The organism is Halogeometricum borinquense DSM 11551 (assembly GCF_000172995.2).
In the GTDB taxonomy this organism is placed as follows: domain Archaea; phylum Halobacteriota; class Halobacteria; order Halobacteriales; family Haloferacaceae; genus Halogeometricum; species Halogeometricum borinquense.
Genome location: NC_014729.1, coordinates 886,814 through 903,942, shown reverse-complemented (window position 1 = coordinate 903,942; position 17,129 = coordinate 886,814). Strand labels below are relative to the sequence as shown.

Sequence of the window (17,129 nt, the reverse complement as noted above, 5' to 3'; positions counted from 1 at the left end):
AGTGGGCGATAAGCGTAAGCCGTTCCCGCCGAGAAACGTGTGCAGATGGAGTCGCTCCCAGTCGAACTGCTCTACGGTCTCTACCTCGGCGTCCTCACGGGGTTCGTTCCGGCACTCATCGCGTGGGCGCTCGGCTTTACCTTCCGGTACTTCACCGGCATCACGATTCCGGGGTTAGCTGTCGTCGGTCTCGGTGTCGCTATCGCGGGGCTCAACGGCGGCCTCCTCGCCCTCGCTGATCCGGCGGTCACCGTCTCGGACGACCAAGTTCGTCTCACTGTCGCCCTCCTCGTCGTGCTGATGGTGACGCTGTACGCGCACAGCCTCGGTGACAAGATGGGGGCGAACCTCCCGCGAAAACTCTCCTTGCGCGAACTCACCGCCCGGACGCTGTCTTCGGACGTGGTCGAACTCGTCGGCGGACGCGGACAGGTCCGTGTGACCGTGGTCGGTGAAGTTGCGGACGTGGAGGGCTATCCGCCACTTCCGGCGACACTCCGTGACCAGATTCGGACGAGTGAGTGGACGTTTCCGGCTGACGTACCGCTTTTGGAACTGGAGACACGGGTCGAGGATCGCCTCAGAACGGAGTTCGATCTCGCGGAGGCCGATGTGACGCTGGACGAACGCGCTCGGGCGACGATTGCGGCCGCGCCGGCGATGAGCGGGCTCTCGAAACGACTCAGTCCCGGTGAGCGTGCTGTCTCAACCACCGCGCTCGTCCCGACGGGGACCACTCGCGGCGACGAGGTGATGGTTCTCGCGGGCGAAGAGACGTTCCACGCCACGGTTCTCGGCGTCGCAGACGGCGTAGACGGAACGAAAGAAACCCAGTCCGGAGACGTGGCCGCCACAGACGGCGGGCAAAGTCGTCGCTCTGGTTGGAAACAACCCGCTGATTCGCGTGCTTCGTCGGACCTCCGGTCTGACGGTGGTGATCGTACCGACGCTCCGTTGCCGCCCGCAGCGGTTCCCACAGCGGCAGGTGGCGAGGCGCGGGTCACGCTTGCAGTCCGACGGCAGGACGCCTCGGAGATACTCTCAGCCGACGATGTCGCCCTTCTCGTCCGCTCGCGTGGCGTGCGCCGTGAGTTCGAACTTGTGACGCTGCTCCGCCGCACAGGCAACCGGTTCCGTCGGCTTACCACCCGCGAAGACGGCGTCCTCGACGGCACGACGCTGGGAGAGGCGAACGTCCGAGAGACGTACAATGTGGTGGTCTTGGCGGTCAGACGCGATGGCCGGTGGACCGTTGCCCCCCGCGGCGACCAACCGGTACAATCCGACGACGAGTTGATCGTTGTCGGCGCGTACTCCGACCTCACGACGTTCACGGAGGTGGTGTCGTGAGCCTCCCTCTCCAACTCGATTCGGTCCTTCGACTGGTTGGCGGTCTCCTACAAGAGATTCCGCTGGTCGTCGGACTCGCCGCCCTCTCAGCCGGGCTTTCCGCCACGGCGGCAATCGTATACCGTTGGTACACCCGCGAACTCATTCCGCGGTGGTTGGCCGCCCTGTTCGGTGGGTCTTCGGCGGCACTCTACCTCAACGCTGTTGGGCTCCTCAGAACGACGACGGAGCGCTCGACGGAGGTGTTCGATCCGGCGACGGTTCTTCTGAACTCGACCATTCTCCTTGCCGCTCTCGTCGCCTCGCCCGTCGGGCGGTCCGTCGGTGACCGAATCGCCACCGACGTGTTCGCCGTCGCCGGTGCGCGGTCGATAGACGCCGAAGTGAGTCGCATCGTCCGAACAGTTGGGCGTGTCACGGCGGTCGAACTGCCGGAAGAAGCGTCCGAGATAGCTGACATCGACGGCTACGACCCCGTTCCCGTAGACAGGAAAGCGGAGATGGCGGGCAAACGGCTCCTGTTTCCGCGTCGCCTCACACGCGAAGCACTGACGGACCGCTTGGTGACTCGCATCAAAGAAGACTACGGCGTCGGCCACGTAGACGCAGAACTCGACGACGCAGGAAACGTCTCGTATCTGGCGCTCGGCCGCCGCGTCGCCGGGTTGGGGCCGACGATGCCGCCGGGTGTCGCCGCCGTCGCCGTCCACGCGGATCCCGGTGCCGGTGCATCTGCGGGTGACGCCGTCCAACTGTGGCGAACGGGCGAGGACGGGACGCCCGAACGAGTCGTCGGCGCGGAACTCCGTGCGACGGCGGACGACGTCGCAACAGTCATCGTAGACGAGAGCGACGCCCAACAACTCGATTATGAGGAGCCGTACCGCCTCGTGACGCTTCCGTCGGACCCCGGCGCAGAACACGAGTTTACCTCCCTGCTCCGGAGCGCCGACGAAACGATGGAGACGGTGCCCGTCGAAACAGGGAGTGAACTCGTCGGAGAGACGTTGCGAAGTCTCGACGCAACCGTCATCGCCGTCCGGCCGTCCGTCGGTGCGGTCGAAACGATCCCATCCCGGTCGCGGGAACTTGCCGCTGGCGACATCCTGTTCCTCGTTGCTCGCCCCGAGACGATTCGGCGCATCGCGCGGGCGGCGACGGCACCCGAAGGCAAGTCAGCAGAGATGGATGAACGGGGCGAGGTAGCGGGGACCGACCTTTCGGACGACGACTGAGGGTCGATAGCCGAACTCCTCGCTCGTGGCGCAATACTCATCACGCCGCGGCGGAGAACATCGACGTATGACGACCGTACGGTGGCGCTTGTTCGCCGATCTCGCAGAAGTGGCGGGGGAGAGAGAAACCGCTGTCACCGTCGCCGACGATGCGACAGTCGAAGACGCACTGGACGCACTCTTGGACAACCACGACGGTCTTCGCACCCGTGTCTTCGACGACGGCGTGCTCGCAGACCACGTGAACCTCCTGCGAAACGGTGCGGACACGTCGCTCTCGGAGGAAGTGAGCGACGGCGACGAACTCGCCCTCTTCCCGCCGGTCAGCGGCGGATGTGTGCCGACTCCAAACCCCGACCGAATCGAACGCCGCTGAGAAAGGCGTTCAGCCGCTCCGTCGCCAAGCAGTGAGCCGATTCGCTAGCCGTTCGTTGGCGTTCAGCAGGAAGGTCCAAAGCCGCGGGGGGACACCCGATGGGCGGGTAAGCGGCCGTCCACGCTGGGTTGCTACTGTCTGCGACTCAGTGAACCGCGTCATTCCTACTTCGCCGTGCCGTCGGCCGATTCCGGAGTCACCGATGCCGCCCATCGGTGCGTCCACCGACCCCCACGCTGCGGCGTAGCCGTCGTTGACGTTCACGGTGCCCGCTTCGATGCGTGCGGCGACCTGTTCGGCGCGCGCTGTATCACCCGACCAGACGCTCGCGTTCAAACCGTACGGTCCCTCGTTCGCACGTTCGACGGCGTCAGCGATACCCGACACCTCATACACTGCGGCGACCGGTCCGAACGTCTCCGCATCAGCACACAGCATTTCGTCGGTCACGCCGGTCAGCACTGTTGGTTCGTACGCGTACGGGCCGACATCGTCGCGTCGCCGCCCGCCGGTCTGTACTGACGCACCTTTCTCTACGGCGTCTTCGACGTGCGATTGGACTTTTTCTAACTGGGCTTCGGACGCGAGCGTCCCCACGTCGTAGTCGAAGTCGTACCCCGCGCCAAGCGTGAGTCGCTGTGTCTCTCTGACGAAGGCATCGAGGAAGTCCTCGCGCACGTCGCTATCGACGTAGATGCGTTCGATGGAGATACAGAGTTGACCGGCGTTCGAGAAACACGCCTGTGCGGCGTTCTCGGCGGCGGCGTCCACGTCGGCGTCCGAGAGGACGAGCATCGGATTCTTCCCGCCGAGTTCGAGCGAACAGTCGATCAAATTCCGTCCGGCCGCTGCTGCGACAGTGCGGCCCACTTCCGTGCTACCGGTGAAGCAGACGTAGTCGGATTCTTCGACCACGGTTTCGCCGATGTCGTCGCCGCGGCCAGTCACGACGGCGAACAGGTCGGCCGGGAGGCCAGACTCAATCAGGAGTTCTCGAATCCGCAGGGCGGTGAACGGTGTCCCCTCGTCAGGCTTGCAGACAACGGCGTTACCGGCCAGCAACGCCGGAACCGCGTCCGAGATAGAGAGCGTGAGGGGGTAGTTCCACGGCGAGATGATGCCGACGACGCCGACGGGGCGGCGGTGTTCAGTCGTCCGGGTGACGAACGGCACGGCACCGGTTCGTTGCCGACTGGCGAGGAACGACCGCGCGTTGGTGGCGTAGTATCGCGCGGTCGAAGCCACGTCTACGGCTTCTTCGTGTGCATCAAGTCGAGACTTGCCCGTCTCGGCCTGCACTACGTCCAACAGCGACGACTGTTCGTCGAGAACGCGTTCGTGAAATCGTTCGAACACCGCGAGACGCTCACCGAGCGGACGGTCTGCCCACTCAGATTGTGCCGTGCGGGCGCGGTCGAACGCCTCACGAACATCGTCGGCGTTGCATGCTGGCACGGTACCGAGCGTCGTCGCGTCGAACGGTGACTCGACAGAGAGGGAGGGACGGTCAGCAACAGTGACGACTGCGTCACAGAGCGCATCAAGGCGGGATCGTCGAACGACAATCGGCGTCGAGAGCGACATGGCTCGCGCTTTGACCGCAGACCGTATAAGGTGGTTGAAACGTGTCGAAAAGAACCGGTTGTCAGAGGGTGTGCCGAGAGTGCGTTACTGGGGCCGCGGGCGAGCGACGAACAGCGTCTGGACGATGCTGAAGGGGTCGTAGACCGACTGGTGGCACTGACAGTAGACGTCGTCTTCTGCGTTGAACTTCGCAGAACCGTCCGTCTTGTACTTGGGCACACAGCAGAAGTGCGTACACTTGTTCAGCCACGCCATGAATCCGTCCTGCGTAGAGGCCTTGAGCCACGGGTCGTCCTTCGCGGCTTCCTCAATCTTCTCCGAGCGGACGACCTGAATCGGGATGGTGTCTTCTGCGTCTTCTGACCGCCATCGACCAGTCGCACCTTTCCCGAGTCCGGATTTGCCGACGCCGTTGCCCCAGTCTTTGTAGTCCGAGAAATCATCCACGTGGAGGCGGTCTCCTTCCGAGTACGCCTCAGACTGCCACGTGTATCCGGGGTTCGATCCCGAGATGAAGTAGTTGTCCGACTCGTATTCGGGTTGGATACCTGCGTAGGACTCGACACCGCAGTACTGGAACCACTCGGAGGTGTAGGTCACCCCGGACCCTTTGTAGTCTTCAAGTTCGGCGACTTTGATCTTGACACCATTTTGCTCGATGGTCTTGACCTCGGGCCAAATGCCTTTGAGGTATCCTTCGTCGTCGATCTCGATCGGGATCTGCGGCATCCCACGCGGTGCGGGACCCGCGATATTTTCGATTGCCATCGCCTGCGTCGAACCCCCGCCAGCACCGCTCGAGGACGTCGCGGAGTTGATGGCGGTCGCGCCCGTTGCGCCGACGCCAGCGAGTGTCGCACCCCCCACGACACCCTTGACGAACCGGCGACGGCCCGAATCGTCCGGGTACTTGTCGCTCATACAGGAACCTTCGTCCCGCTGGTAAAAAGGGTGACGAAAACCGCGTTCGAGTGCCGCAATGTGGTTTGTCCGTCGAATCAGGCAGTCTCAAAGAGACTGCTTCACGGACGGTAGTCAAACGGTGTCTGTTTTACAATCTGGCTCACTCGACGTCTGACTCGTCGGCCGACTCGCCGTCTGAGCCGCACCGGCCACGGGTGAGTGCCCACAGGATGAGGAAGATTCCTTCCAGTCGTGCGGCCGTGTACACCCATCGGCGGGTTTCGACGTCGCCCGTCGTTGCGAGGTCCATCCAGAAATCCACCACCCGCTTCGGCCGAAGGAGTTCGAGGACGCCCAGTACGAGGAGCAACTTTCTGAGGATCATACGTTACGAATACGGTTTCTCCGGGCAAAACAGTGCCGGCGAACGAGGCTGGTGATGCGTGTCGGGCAAAATTTTCAACCGACTTGTGGCTTTTACACAGCCGCGAGTATATAGTAAGGTATGGAGTTACACACACGAGACGTCAGACGAGATGTTCGGGAGCTAGGGGCCCTTCTCGGAGACGTCTTGGAATCGCAGTCGTCTACGCAGTCATTCCAGACGGTTGAGGATATCCGGACGGCCGCCATCGACTACCGAAAAGGAGACCTCGACTCACGCACGGAGTTACTGCAAGTTATCGATGGCCTCTCACCGGACGGAGAGAGCGTCGTCGCTCGTGCATTCACAACCTACTTTGAGCTCATTAATCTCGCTGAAGAACGCGAACGCGTCCGGACGATCCGCGAGGCCTCACAGGCGGGTGATCTCGAGGACGGACTCGTCGCCACTGTCAAGTCGTTCGCAGGCGGCGGCGCCGACCCCGAAACGGTTCAGCGCGTCCTCGACGACGTACTCATCGAACCGACGTTCACCGCCCACCCGACCGAAGCCCGGCGGAAGACGGTAAAAGCGAAGCTCCGCTCTATCGCCTCGCGCATCGAGGAGATGGACGAACGCAACCTCACCGACCGCGAACGGCAGCAACTGTGGCGTGAGGTTGACGCCGAGGTGACGAGTCTGTGGCAGACCTCGCAGGTCCGCGGCCGACGCCCCGAACCGCAGGACGAGGCGCGAAACGTCCAGTGGTACCTCGAATCGATCCTGTTCGACGTGGTCGGAGAGGTGTACTCCGAGTTCGAGGACGTTCTGGCGGAGGAGTATCCTGAAGTTGACGTACCGAAACTGTTCGAGTTCCGGTCGTGGGCCGGATCGGACCGTGACGGCAACCCGTTCGTCACGCCCGAAGTGACTGAGGACACACTGGCACGGCAGCGATCCGTCGTCTTAGAGAAGTACAGCGACGCCCTCAAACGCCTCTCGGGCGTTCTCAGTCAGGACGGGTCGCGTATCGACGTGGGTGCCGAGTTCGAGCGGTCGCTGATCGCAGACCGCGAACGTCTCCCAGTCGTCGCCGAGGAGACCGAAGAGCGCTACCCCGAGGAACCCTACCGGCAGAAACTCAAGCTGATGCGCGAACGCATCCGCCGCATCGAAGACGTTCGCCCCGACGGGTACGCAGCCCACCACGAACTCCTCGAAGATCTGGAGATCATCGATCAGAGTCTCCGTGACAACGGCGCGGATGTCGTCGCTGACGAGTACGTGAGTCCGCTGATGCGACAGGTAGACACGTTCGGCTTCACACTCGCCAGCCTCGACCTGCGTGACCACCGCGAAAACCACACGGAAGCGGTCCACGAGGCGCTCGCGCGCGAAGGAATTGACTACTACGACCGCGACGAAGACGGGCGCGTTGCGGTGCTAACAGAGGCCATCTTGCAGGACGAACCGCTCGTGGATCTGTCGAACCGCGAGGACCTCTCGGATACGGCAGACCGCGTGCTGACGCGGTTCGAGAAGCTGGGCGAGTGGCAACGGGAGTACGGCGTCGGCGCTATCGACACCTACTGTATCTCGATGACCGAAGAGCCGAGCCACGTCCTCGAAGTGCTGTTCCTCGCAGATCAGGCGGGTGTCGTGTCCCTGCCGGACCACTGCGGTCTCGACGTGGTTCCCCTCCTCGAAACCGAGTCAGCGCTGAACGGTGCGCGCCGCATCATGGGGTCGCTGTTCGAGAACGAGGCATACGAGCAGGTTCTTGCTGCCCGTAACGGTGTCCAAGAGATTATGCTCGGCTACTCCGACTCGAACAAGGAGAACGGCTACCTCGCCGCGAACTGGGACCTCTACAAGAACCAGCGCCGTCTTGCAGCCATCTGCGACGACTTCGACGTGAAAATGCGCCTGTTCCACGGGCGGGGAGGTTCTATCTCCCGGGGCGGCGGCCCGATGAACGAGGCGATGCTGGCGCTGCCGAACGAGACGGTGACCGGCCAGATCAAGTTCACCGAACAGGGTGAGGCTATCGCGGAGAAGTACGCCAACCCCCATATCGCCGAGCGCAACCTCGAACAGATGCTCAACGCGCAAGTCCGCGCGCGCCACGAGGCGATACAGGAACCCGAAGAGGACGTTCCCGAGGCGTGGATCGACGCGATGGACACGATGGCGGCAGCGGCGCGACAGGAGTACCGTAACCTCCTCGAATCCGAAGGCTTCGTCTCCTACTTCGAGCAGGCGACGCCGATTACGGTCATCGAAGACCTCAACCTCGGCTCTCGACCCGCCTCGCGGTCGGGTGAGCGAACTGTCGAAGACTTACGGGCCATCCCGTGGGTGTTCTCGTGGACCCAGTCGCGCTGTATCATCACCGGTTGGTACGCGCTCGGAACGGGCCTCCAGACGTATCTCGATGAGGGTGGCGACAGAGCCACCCTCCGAGAGATGTACGACGAGTGGCCGTTCTTCCGGACGACGCTGGATAACGCCTCGCTCGCCCTCGCGCGGACCGAGTTCGGCATCGCAGAACACTACGCGGCTCTCGCGGACGACGACCTGCGCGAGGCGTTCTATCCGCGTCTCTTCGAGGAGTACGAGCGCGCTCACGACCTCGTCCTCGACGTGATCGGTCGAGAATCGCTTCTCAAACGCCAGTGGTTAGACGAGAGCCTTCGCCGCCGCAACCCCTACGTTGATCCGCTGAACCTCCTCCAGACGCATCTGCTCTCGCAGACGCACCGGACCGAAGACGAAGAACGGACGCTTCGATTGACGGTGAAAGGAATCGCGGCGGGAATGAAAAACACCGGATAAGAAGGGGCTGATGGACCCGGCTCACCCGTTCCGTTAGCACTGACGACTACGGGTTTCTGATGTCGTACTCCGACCCGCACTCCGGACAGGTGTTTCGGGTCGCCCGATACTCCGATTTCAACCGTCGGCGGACGCCCCCGGTGCGACCGCCTGTCGGGTCTTTTGCCTCCACCGTCTGCCCACAGTGTGGACACGTTACGATTGCCACTTCCATACGCGGAATTTTGCCACGACTATTCGTAAAACTTGCCACCGAAATCCGACGTGTTGGGAACTGAGAACGTCTTCTGTCGGAGATAACGGATATCAGACACGGCCGAAAGCGGGACGTCGATTACCGTGACGACAGCGTGGCGCTCAGGCGTTGTTCCACGGCGCTTCATCGAAGTCAACGATGCGCTCTCGCGTCTCGATTCCGTCTATCTTCTCGCGGTCCGCGTCGTCCAGTTCGAGGTCGCGGGCGGCGAAGTTCTCGCGGATGTGGTCAGGCGAGGCGGCTTTCGGGATAGCTGTGACGTTCTCTTTGCCCATCAGCCACGCCAACGACACCTGTGCGGGCGTCGCATCGTGTTTCTCTGCGACCGCCTGAATCTCGGGAACGTCAGCTACCTGTCCGCGTGCGATGGGACAGTAGGCGACGAGTTGGTGGTCGTGTTCGACGGCGAGTTCGTGCAGTTCTTCCTGCGGGAGCATCGGGTGCATCTCGACCTGATGGGCGTAGAGCGGCTCATCGAGATGCTCGATGGCGTCTTCTAACTGGTCTGGGCGGAAGTTGCTCAGACCGACTCGTTCGATGACGCCCTCCTCGACGAGTTCGTCCAGTGCGGAAAGCGTCTCTACTGGGTCGTACGTGTTTATCGGCCAGTGGACGTACAGCAGGTCGATGGTGTCGGTTCCCAGTTTCTCCGCGCTCTCTTTCGCCGTCCGCTTTACGTCGTCATACGCGAGGTTGTCCGTGTCGAGTTTCGTGGCTACGAACACCTCATCGCGGTCGATACCCGATTCGTCGAGGCCCGCCGCGACGAACGCCTCGTTGTCGTACATCTGCGCGGTATCGACGTGTTCGTATCCCGTCTCCATCGCCAGTTCGATGGCCCGAACGCATTCGTTGCGGTCGTCCATCTGATACGTTCCGAAGCCGAGATTCGGTATTTCCATGCGGCGGCGTTCACACGCCGCGGCCTCAACAGCGTCGGTCCCGGCAGACAACTCGGGTTTCGGACGGTGGGGTCCCGTTCGGCGGCCCCGCCCGACGAAGCGGTACGAATAACCTTCCGACGACCCAACTCCGAGCCATGTCCGACGACTCTCGGTTCCTCGTCTACGGCGCGTACGGATACACCGGTCGCCTCATCGCCGAAGAAGCGGCCGACCGCGACCTCGATGTGGTCCTCGCGGGCCGCGACGAGAAGCGGACGCGCGATGTCGCCAACGAACTTGACCTCCCCTACCGCACGTTCGACGTGTCGCAGGCCGCGACGATGCTGGACGACGTGTCCCTCGTTCTCAACTGCGCGGGACCGTTCGACGAGACGGCCGACCACATGGTCGATGCCTGCATCGAGACGGAGACGCACTACCTCGACATTACAGGCGAAATCCCCGTCTTCGAGCGCATCAAACGCCGAAGCGACGAAGCTGACGAGGCAGGGATCACCTTGCTTCCCGGTGTCGGCTTCGACGTGGTCCCGACTGACTGTCTCGCCGCGCATCTCAAATCCCGTCTCCCCGAGGCGACGCATCTCACGCTGGCACTCGAATCCGACGGCTCCATCTCGCCCGGGACGCTCAAAACCGCACTCGGGGATATGTCCGGCGGCGGTGCCGTGCGCCGAGACGGCGACCTGCGGTGGGTTCCAACCGGACACAAGACCCGCGCTATCGACTTCGGTGAAGGCCTCCACCGCGCAGTCACTATCCCGTGGGGCGACGTTTCGACGGCGTACGTCACCACCGAAATCCCGAACATCGAAGTGTACCTCTCGCTTCCGTCGAAGGCGCGCAGCGCTCTGACGGGAACGTCGCTTCTCGGTGGACTCCTCGACACGAAACCCGCCCAGTCGATGCTCCAACGCGCCATCGAGCGCTACGTCGAAGGCCCCGACGAACGGGAACGCGGATCGTCCGAAGCGCGTATCTGGGGAGAGGCCCGGTCGCCCACAGACCGCGTCGTCTCTCGTCTCCGGACCCCCAACACGTACGCGATAACTGTGCAGACCGCGCTTCTCTGCGCGAAGAAGACGCTCAACGGCGAGGCACCGACCGGCTACCAGACGCCCGCGGCAGCGTTCGGACCCGACCTGATTCTGGAGATTCCGGGCGTCGAACGGATTGATCTGAAGGACGACGAAATCGTCGCCCGCGAGACGGGAGGGGAGTCGGACGAAGCGGCGGACGGCGAGGACGCGGAAGCCGAGGTCGCACTCGACGACGATGCCGTCACTATCGACCTCGACGACGACGAGCAATCGAGTGACGAAGCCGAAGACGCGGCTGACGATGAGGCTGACACACCCTCCCCACGGCCGCTCTCGGACGAGGCCGAACCTGTGATTCGCCGTCGTGAGACTGAAGCGGAGACGGCCGAAGCGGAGACGGCCGAAGCGGAGACGGCCGAAGCGGAGACGGTTGAAGCGGAGGCGACCGAAGAAGCCGAAGCGGAAACGACTGAAGGCGAGGCAGCGGCCGAAGAGTAGCACAGAGAACAGCAAACGATTCGCGTTCGGGAGTCAGTTCGGACACACATCGAACGAACCGCCAAACGGCTTCCGAATCGAGTGCTTCGAACCTCTCAGAAGTGAGGAACGTGGGGGTGTCTGGCAATGAATCGGACGCTCCGAAACGGTTTTGACCTGTGCTGGCTCACAGTCGGTATGCCGAAGGAACCCGAAACCGGGTACGACCCGTCTCTGGGTCGGAAGTTCATTTTCGTAACAGGAGGTGTGATGTCCGGACTGGGCAAAGGCATCACAGCCGCGAGTACGGGCAGACTGCTCTCGAACGCCGGGTTCGACGTGACTGCAGTCAAGATTGACCCGTATCTGAACGTCGATGCCGGGACCATGAACCCGTACCAACACGGTGAGGTGTACGTCCTGAAAGACGGCGGCGAGGTTGACCTCGACTTGGGGAACTACGAACGATTCCTCGGGGAGGATATGACTTCCGACCACAACGTCACGACGGGCAAAACGTACCAACACGTCATCGAGAAGGAGCGCGCGGGCGACTACCTCGGAAAGACGGTCCAGATTATCCCGCACGTCACCGACGACATCAAGCGGCGTATCCGCGAGGCGGCCGAGGGGACGGACGTCTGTATCGTCGAAGTTGGCGGCACTGTGGGTGACATCGAGGGCATGCCGTTCCTCGAAGCGCTTCGACAGTTCGCTCACGAGGAAGACGACGACGATATTCTCTTTACTCACGTCACACTCGTCCCGTACTCGAAAAACGGCGAGCAGAAGACCAAACCCACGCAGCACTCCGTAAAGGAACTCCGGAGCATCGGCCTGCAACCCGATATTCTCGTCGGCCGAAGCCCGGACAAACTCGACGCCAGCACGAAAGAGAAGATTGCGCTGTTCTGCGACGTTCCCACGGAAGCGGTGTTCTCGAACTCCGACGTGGAGGACATCTACCACGTGCCGCTGATGGTCGAAGAGGAAGGCCTCGACGAGTACGTGATGGAGCAACTGAGCCTCTCGACGGAGGCGCGTCCGAAGCCCGAACGCGACAACGAGTGGCGCGAACTCGTTACGCGCGAGCGCGAACAAGAGGTCGATATCGCTCTCGTTGGCAAGTACGACCTCGAAGACGCCTACATGTCCGTCAACGAGGCGTTGAAGCACGCCGGTATCGAGACGAAGACCGACGTGAACATCCTCTGGGTGGACTCAGACGAGATGCTCGACAAACACGAAAACCGTCTGAAAGAAGCCGACGGCGTCGTCGTTCCCGGCGGATTCGGGACGCGTGGGACGGCCGGGAAAATCGAGGCGATTCGCTACTGCCGTGAGAACGACGTTCCGTTCCTCGGTCTCTGTCTCGGCTTCCAGATGGCCGTCGTCGAACACGCGCGGAACGTTCTCGGCCACGAGGACGCCCACTCGGCGGAGATCGACTCCGATACGTCCGACCCCGTTATCGATCTGCTCCCCGAACAGTACGAGACCGAAGACATGGGCGGTACGATGCGTCTCGGCGCGCACGAGACGGACATCACCGAAGATTCGCTGGCGGCGCACGTCTACGGCGACACCGTCTGTACGGAACGCCACCGTCACCGATACGAGGTTGCACCCGACTACATCGACGACCTCGAAGACGGCGCGCTGACGTTCTCCGGACGAGCGGGCAACCGCATGGAGATTCTCGAACGGACGGACCACCCGTACTTCCTCGGGACGCAGTTCCATCCCGAGTTCCGCTCGCGCCCGGATCGGGCAAGTCCCCCGTTCGTCGGCTTCGTGAAGGCTGTACTCGGCGAACTGGACGCACGTGAAATTGTCGCGGACGCGGAGGTGCAAGCATAATGGTCAATACTGATTCGTTCATCGAGGAAGCAACCGAGGAGATTCAGGAGACGGTCGGCGATGCGAACGCGATTATCGCTCTCTCCGGCGGCGTGGACTCGTCGGTCGCCGCCGCCCTCGCGTACCGTGCAATCGGTGACCAACTCACCCCCGTCTACGTCGATACCGGCCTGATGCGAAAGGGCGAGACGGAAGGAATCCGCGAGACGTTCGATTACATGGAATCGCTTCGCGTCGTCGAAGCGCAAGACCGGTTCCTCGGCGCACTCGAAGGCGTCATCGATCCCGAGGAAAAGCGGAAGGTCATCGGCGAGCAGTTCATCCGCGAGTTCGAGCGTGAAGCGAAGGACACCGACGCCAACTATCTCGTGCAGGGGACCATCTACCCCGACCGCATCGAGTCCGAGGGCAACATCAAATCACACCACAACGTCGGCGGCCTGCCGGACGTTGTCGATTTCGAGGGTATCGTCGAACCCGTCCGCGACCTGTACAAAGACGAGGTTCGTGAGGTGGCCCGCGAACTCGGTCTCGAATCGGTCGTCTCCGAACGCATGCCGTTCCCCGGCCCCGGTCTCGCCGTCCGCATCGTCGGCGAAGTGACCGAGGAAAAAGTCGAAGTGGCACGACACGCGTGCCACGTCGTCGAAGAGGAACTGGAGGAGTACGATCCGTGGCAGGCGTTCGCCGCCGTCATCGGCAAAGGAACTGGTGTGAAGGGCGACAACCGCGTCCACGGATGGATCGTTTCCGTTCGCTCCGTCGAGTCGCGTGACGGTATGACCGCACGTGCACAAGAACTGTCGTGGGAAACGCTCCAGCGCATCCAGTCGCGTATCACGGGGCAGAACGACAACGTCGCACGCGTCGTCTACGACGTAACGCACAAGCCACCCGCGACCATCGAGTACGAATGACCGTGCTCATCACCGGACCCGACGAAGACGGACTCGGCGACGCGCTGACGGACCTCGGAATCGACTTGGTGCGCCTCAACGGCGTCGCTACCCGAGACTCCATCGTTGATGCGGGCATCGATTCGGCTGACACCCTCGTCCTCACGGACATGGACGACGCCTCTATCATCCCCGTCGCACGCGAAGAAAATCCCGAGGTTCGAATCGTCACGTACTCGCGCGACTCCCTGCCGGAGTACGCCCGTGGACAGACTGACCTCGCTGTCGATCCCGCACTCCTCACGGCCGACGTGGTCGCAGAGGAACTCGCAGAACAGTAGCCGACCCCTCGTTTTTCGTATTTTTATCTGTCACGAAGTGGCGAACGACACCAAATGCCGCCGATCTGTGCGGCTTAGGTGACCACTTTCGTGCATATTTCCGCATCCGAGGCGGACAGTGTGAATGGTCGCAGTTCATAGTCAGAGCTTCCGTTCCTGCTGCTGCCGGCATGTGTGTCTAGCCGCAATGGTGATCGGGTGTTTTGTCATGTATCCGAATGGTTTGACGGATTCGAGACGACAGTTTAGCCGAATTAAACTGAGTTAAATGGGCGGATTAACCCTTGAAACGACTGAATCCTGATTCAGCGTCTCCCCGCTTGAAGTGCGTCCCGTCCCAAGCGGAAAACGCGGTGACGTATTCAGGGCGTCCATTTCGCCCCCACAAATCCGACGACGTTCCGAGTCCCGCAGGACCGGCGGATGACCATGGGCGCCCGCAGATGCGCTCACCGCAGTCGGATGGCGATAGCAGGCGACGGCGGTCTGCAGCGAGCCGTCGTCAGCTGGCGCGTACGTCGTACGCGTTGTCGCCTATCCCGACGCAGAGCGTGACTGCGCCCCGGGTCGCCGGGGCGCATCCGAAATCGTGTGTTCCCGGGCCGTGGCCGCTCCCACCCCACCCCTCCACGCCTCGGTGACACATTGGGCAGACCAAGGCACCCCCCGTTCTCCCCCCGCCCTTTGGCCCTCATCGTCGAGGTGCCAGTCGGGTTCCCAACCCGAGGCGGACGGGAGAACGGAACCATCTCTCCTTGTACGGACGACCATAACGACCTGTGACTCACAACACCGACCAGAGTTGCCACCGTCGAAACCAACATACTTGCCGGTCCGGAAGTTCGCCCGATGAGTCGCGTCCGCGTCTCGACCGGTGCTCGCCTCCACTTCGGCTTTCTCAACTTAAGCCTCGCCCACCAACGGCTCTACGGCGGACTCGGTGTCGGTCTTGACGAACCGAAAACCGTCGTTACGGCGACTCCAGCGGACGGGATTGACTGCTCACACCGGGACGCTCGGCCCTACGTCGAAACGGCGGTCGAAATCCTCGACGTTCCGGGGGCCGACGTCACGGTGTCGTCAGCACTTCCGCGACACGCCGGTCTCGGGAGCGGGACGCAACTCGCGCTCGCCGTGCTCGTAGCAGTCGGACGCGCGAACGACCGCGAGGTGTCGGTACGGCAACTCGCTCCTCGTCTCGGCCGCGGCGGCCGATCCGGAATCGGCGTCGCCTCGTTCGAAACCGGTGGCGTCCTCGTTGACGCCGGCCATCCGACGGCACGCTTTACCACCGACCGACCGGCCGACGGCGACTGGACCGTTCCGTCGGTCGCCGTTCGCCATGCCGTCCCCGACGACTGGCGCTTTCTGCTCGTCGTTCCCGACGCCGACGCCGGACGGAACGGCGACGAAGAAGACGAAAGTATGCGTTCTGTGGTCGAACACGCCGATCCAGACATCGCAGACCGCATCTCGGGCGTGCTCTCGCGCCGACTGCTCCCCGCAGTTGCCGACGGAAGCGCGTCACGGTTCGGAAAAGCAGTCTCCGAAATCGGCCGTCTCAACGGCGCGTGGTACGCCGACGAGCAAGGCGGCGTCTACCGTCCGCCGGTCGGGGAACTCGTCGCCTCCGTCGAAGACAACCCCGCCTGTTACGGTGCGGGACAGTCGTCGTGGGGACCGGCCGTCTACGCCATCACCGACGCCGAACACGCAGACGAGGCACGCGACGCAGGAGAGGCCGCGCTTGCTGCTGCGGACGTGGCCGGTGAAGTACGCGTCGTACGCGGTCGAAACACCGGCGCGGACATCCGGCGAAACGATTAACGGACGTCACGGCAACTGCCGAGCATGAACAGTATCCCGTTCGGCGTGTCCCGCCTCGACCGTATCATCGATGGCGGCGCACCACCCGGCTCGGTCGTCCTTCTCGTCGGCGAACCCGGTGCCGGTGCCCGCGAGTTCATGTTCACGAGCGCGACCATGAACGCTGTCTACGGCACCGACGACGACCTGTTCGATCTCTACTACGGCGACCTCCACTCGGAGTCGAGTCCGCCCGCAGAGGTCCACTACATCTCCTTTACCGCCGATAAACAGAGTCTCAGCCGGGAGATGTCGTACGTGTTCGACGAATCGCTGGTCGATTCCGCTACCGAGCGAATCAACTTCCGCGACTTCTCTGCGACGTACTTTCGGCCGAGTCCCATCCCGCGCGAGTGGTACGCGGGTGAAGCCACGACGCTCCAAGACCTCGGTCAACGCCACAACCGCGAGTCGGTGTTGACCGCCCTCGGAAACTATCTGAGCGAACACGCAAGCGGTAATCTCGTCGTCATCGACTCTATCACCGACCTCGTTGCGGCCGTCTCCGACGAGATGTCGTGGAACGACATTTCGATGGTGATACGTGGAATCAGCAAGGCGGCCCACCGATGGGGCGGTCTCATTCTCGCGCTCGTCGGCCGCGACACGCTGGAACGGACGGAACTCGCGCACCTGATGGACGCGGTCGATGGAACACTCCAGTTCCAGTGGGAGACCGGCGGATCAAAGCGGGCGCGAACGCTCGTCGTCCAAGAGTTCCGCGGCGTCCTCTCCAGATTGGAGTCCGAAGATATCGTCCGCTTCGAGACGCAGATACACGACGGCGGATTCGACGTGAGTGACGTACGGAAGATTCGGTGAGCTGACGAGTTGTCCTGCGAGC

The 17,129-nt window shown here is 62.7% G+C and carries 15 protein-coding genes; 10 read left to right on the top strand and 5 right to left on the bottom strand.

The window, feature by feature from the left end:
* The first annotated feature begins 45 nt into the window (after nucleotides 1–45).
* The 3 genes from HBOR_RS04625 (at nucleotide 46) to HBOR_RS04615 (ending at nucleotide 2,961) form a co-directional block, all read left to right on the top strand.
* Complete coding sequence (locus tag HBOR_RS04625) at nucleotides 46–1,350, top strand: potassium channel family protein (RefSeq protein WP_006053779.1); 1,305 nt, start codon at nucleotides 46–48, stop codon at nucleotides 1,348–1,350.
* On the top strand, nucleotides 1,347–2,585 hold the full coding sequence (locus HBOR_RS04620) for a TrkA C-terminal domain-containing protein (protein WP_006053778.1): 1,239 nt from the start codon (nucleotides 1,347–1,349) through the stop codon (nucleotides 2,583–2,585). The genes HBOR_RS04625 and HBOR_RS04620 overlap by 4 nt, the downstream gene beginning before the upstream one ends.
* A 67-nt stretch (nucleotides 2,586–2,652) precedes the next feature.
* Nucleotides 2,653–2,961 carry a ubiquitin-like small modifier protein 1 gene (locus tag HBOR_RS04615; protein ID WP_006053777.1) on the top strand — a complete coding sequence of 103 codons (309 nt, stop codon included), beginning with the start codon at nucleotides 2,653–2,655 and terminating at the stop codon, nucleotides 2,959–2,961.
* 9 nt (nucleotides 2,962–2,970) lie between these two features.
* Here the strand turns inward: HBOR_RS04615 and HBOR_RS04610 are convergent, their stop codons facing one another.
* From HBOR_RS04610 to HBOR_RS04600, 3 genes are all read right to left on the bottom strand, one after another.
* Nucleotides 2,971–4,545 carry a succinic semialdehyde dehydrogenase gene (locus HBOR_RS04610; RefSeq protein ID WP_006053776.1) on the bottom strand — a complete coding sequence of 525 codons (1,575 nt, stop codon included), beginning with the start codon at nucleotides 4,543–4,545 and terminating at the stop codon, nucleotides 2,971–2,973.
* Between the two features lie 84 nt (nucleotides 4,546–4,629).
* Nucleotides 4,630–5,466, bottom strand: coding sequence for a hypothetical protein (locus HBOR_RS04605; RefSeq protein WP_006053775.1), 837 nt, complete (start codon nucleotides 5,464–5,466; stop codon nucleotides 4,630–4,632).
* A 142-nt stretch (nucleotides 5,467–5,608) separates the two neighbouring features.
* Complete coding sequence (locus HBOR_RS04600) at nucleotides 5,609–5,833, bottom strand: hypothetical protein (protein WP_006053774.1); 225 nt, start codon at nucleotides 5,831–5,833, stop codon at nucleotides 5,609–5,611.
* Between the two features lie 120 nt (nucleotides 5,834–5,953).
* Between HBOR_RS04600 and ppc the strand changes: the two genes are divergently transcribed.
* Complete coding sequence (gene ppc / locus HBOR_RS04595; protein ID WP_006053773.1) at nucleotides 5,954–8,647, top strand: phosphoenolpyruvate carboxylase; 2,694 nt, start codon at nucleotides 5,954–5,956, stop codon at nucleotides 8,645–8,647.
* Between the two features lie 46 nt (nucleotides 8,648–8,693).
* On the opposite strand, the gene HBOR_RS19910 is transcribed toward ppc, so the two are convergent.
* Together HBOR_RS19910 and HBOR_RS04590 are read right to left on the bottom strand one after the other, a co-directional pair.
* Nucleotides 8,694–8,861, bottom strand: a complete 168-nt coding sequence (locus HBOR_RS19910) for a hypothetical protein (RefSeq protein WP_162531005.1) — start codon at nucleotides 8,859–8,861, stop codon at nucleotides 8,694–8,696.
* A gap of 143 nt (nucleotides 8,862–9,004) precedes the next feature.
* On the bottom strand, nucleotides 9,005–9,805 hold the full coding sequence (locus HBOR_RS04590) for an aldo/keto reductase (RefSeq protein ID WP_013440511.1): 801 nt from the start codon (nucleotides 9,803–9,805) through the stop codon (nucleotides 9,005–9,007).
* A gap of 137 nt (nucleotides 9,806–9,942) precedes the next feature.
* On the opposite strand from HBOR_RS04590, the gene HBOR_RS04585 reads away from it, so the two are divergent.
* The 6 genes from HBOR_RS04585 (at nucleotide 9,943) to HBOR_RS04560 (ending at nucleotide 17,107) form a co-directional block, all read left to right on the top strand.
* Nucleotides 9,943–11,343 carry a saccharopine dehydrogenase family protein gene (locus tag HBOR_RS04585; protein ID WP_006053770.1) on the top strand — a complete coding sequence of 467 codons (1,401 nt, stop codon included), beginning with the start codon at nucleotides 9,943–9,945 and terminating at the stop codon, nucleotides 11,341–11,343.
* A gap of 177 nt (nucleotides 11,344–11,520) precedes the next feature.
* Nucleotides 11,521–13,182 carry a CTP synthase gene (locus HBOR_RS04580; RefSeq protein WP_006053769.1) on the top strand — a complete coding sequence of 554 codons (1,662 nt, stop codon included), beginning with the start codon at nucleotides 11,521–11,523 and terminating at the stop codon, nucleotides 13,180–13,182.
* The gene (gene guaA, locus HBOR_RS04575; RefSeq protein ID WP_006053768.1) at nucleotides 13,182–14,099 is read left to right on the top strand and encodes a glutamine-hydrolyzing GMP synthase; all 918 of its coding nucleotides are present in this window, start codon (nucleotides 13,182–13,184) and stop codon (nucleotides 14,097–14,099) included. Before HBOR_RS04580 ends, guaA begins: the two co-directional genes overlap by 1 nt.
* A complete protein-coding gene (locus HBOR_RS04570; protein ID WP_006053767.1) occupies nucleotides 14,096–14,419 on the top strand; it encodes a DUF7126 family protein in 324 nt (107 codons plus the stop codon). The genes guaA and HBOR_RS04570 overlap by 4 nt, the downstream gene beginning before the upstream one ends.
* An 849-nt stretch (nucleotides 14,420–15,268) precedes the next feature.
* On the top strand, nucleotides 15,269–16,246 hold the full coding sequence (locus tag HBOR_RS04565) for a beta-ribofuranosylaminobenzene 5'-phosphate synthase family protein (RefSeq protein WP_006053766.1): 978 nt from the start codon (nucleotides 15,269–15,271) through the stop codon (nucleotides 16,244–16,246).
* A 24-nt stretch (nucleotides 16,247–16,270) separates the two neighbouring features.
* A complete protein-coding gene (locus HBOR_RS04560) occupies nucleotides 16,271–17,107 on the top strand; it encodes an RAD55 family ATPase (protein ID WP_006053765.1) in 837 nt (278 codons plus the stop codon).
* The last annotated feature ends 22 nt before the right edge of the window (nucleotides 17,108–17,129 follow it).

What these genes read in the sequence shown, in the direction of transcription:
- HBOR_RS04580 (WP_006053769.1), top strand. Translation starts at nt 11,521, where the DNA reads ATGCCGAAGGAACCCGAAACCGGGTACGACCCGTCTCTGGGTCGGAAG.
- ppc (WP_006053773.1), top strand. Translation starts at nt 5,954, where the DNA reads ATGGAGTTACACACACGAGACGTCAGACGAGATGTTCGGGAGCTAGGG.
- guaA (WP_006053768.1), top strand. Translation starts at nt 13,182, where the DNA reads ATGGTCAATACTGATTCGTTCATCGAGGAAGCAACCGAGGAGATTCAG.
- HBOR_RS19910 (WP_162531005.1), bottom strand. Translation starts at nt 8,861, where the DNA reads ATGGAAGTGGCAATCGTAACGTGTCCACACTGTGGGCAGACGGTGGAG.
- HBOR_RS04615 (WP_006053777.1), top strand. Translation starts at nt 2,653, where the DNA reads ATGACGACCGTACGGTGGCGCTTGTTCGCCGATCTCGCAGAAGTGGCG.
- HBOR_RS04600 (WP_006053774.1), bottom strand. Translation starts at nt 5,833, where the DNA reads ATGATCCTCAGAAAGTTGCTCCTCGTACTGGGCGTCCTCGAACTCCTT.
- HBOR_RS04565 (WP_006053766.1), top strand. Translation starts at nt 15,269, where the DNA reads ATGAGTCGCGTCCGCGTCTCGACCGGTGCTCGCCTCCACTTCGGCTTT.
- HBOR_RS04625 (WP_006053779.1), top strand. Translation starts at nt 46, where the DNA reads ATGGAGTCGCTCCCAGTCGAACTGCTCTACGGTCTCTACCTCGGCGTC.
- HBOR_RS04590 (WP_013440511.1), bottom strand. Translation starts at nt 9,805, where the DNA reads ATGGAAATACCGAATCTCGGCTTCGGAACGTATCAGATGGACGACCGC.
- HBOR_RS04585 (WP_006053770.1), top strand. Translation starts at nt 9,943, where the DNA reads ATGTCCGACGACTCTCGGTTCCTCGTCTACGGCGCGTACGGATACACC.
- HBOR_RS04605 (WP_006053775.1), bottom strand. Translation starts at nt 5,466, where the DNA reads ATGAGCGACAAGTACCCGGACGATTCGGGCCGTCGCCGGTTCGTCAAG.
- HBOR_RS04570 (WP_006053767.1), top strand. Translation starts at nt 14,096, where the DNA reads ATGACCGTGCTCATCACCGGACCCGACGAAGACGGACTCGGCGACGCG.
- HBOR_RS04610 (WP_006053776.1), bottom strand. Translation starts at nt 4,545, where the DNA reads ATGTCGCTCTCGACGCCGATTGTCGTTCGACGATCCCGCCTTGATGCG.
- HBOR_RS04560 (WP_006053765.1), top strand. Translation starts at nt 16,271, where the DNA reads ATGAACAGTATCCCGTTCGGCGTGTCCCGCCTCGACCGTATCATCGAT.